Origin of the sequence: Sulfurospirillum sp. MES (assembly GCF_000789415.1) — a bacterium.
Classification (GTDB): domain Bacteria; phylum Campylobacterota; class Campylobacteria; order Campylobacterales; family Sulfurospirillaceae; genus Sulfurospirillum; species Sulfurospirillum cavolei.
Genome location: NZ_JSEC01000059.1, coordinates 1 through 502 on the forward strand (window position 1 = coordinate 1; position 502 = coordinate 502).

General features: G+C 48.0%; 1 pseudogene. It reads right to left on the reverse strand.

Annotation, left to right across the window (positions count from 1 at the left end):
• Window positions 1-27 precede the first annotated feature (27 nt).
• Window positions 28-502, reverse strand: a pseudogene (locus OA34_RS13390) (hypothetical protein); the annotation flags it as partial.

Genomic DNA, 502 nt, shown 5'->3' on the forward strand with positions numbered 1-502 from the left:
GTAATGACTACTTCGCTCATGGCACTCTCACTTCACTATTTTTGTTACATGGTAAGGATAAGCGTTGTTCGCTTTGACTAAAGGCAATAAAGCGATGACGCCTTTCAGACGCTCGTCGCGTACGAAAACGCGAGGATACGTTTCACGATCGAAAACGACGTGAATCGCCTCGTCGTGTTGAACCTTGGCGGCCGCTTGAAATTGAGAAGAGCCGATTAAAAAACGCTCTTCTTTCGCATCGATGCACGGACATTCGTACACGACGACGCCGTCAAAGCTAGCAATATCTTCCACCTCTTCAACCATCGTCTCTTCCGCAACGATCCAATCGTGTTGCGTTGTACCCGAAATTTGAAGCTTTATCGGCGTATGGCGGGCGATTAATCCCGCAAAACGTGCAATCTGCTCGGCTCTTGGATGGTAAAAAAGGTCTTCTCCCAAAATCAAAACGCCCTTTGTGACACCGGCGCATAACGTTTCGATCTCTTCGATCTCTTCTTCC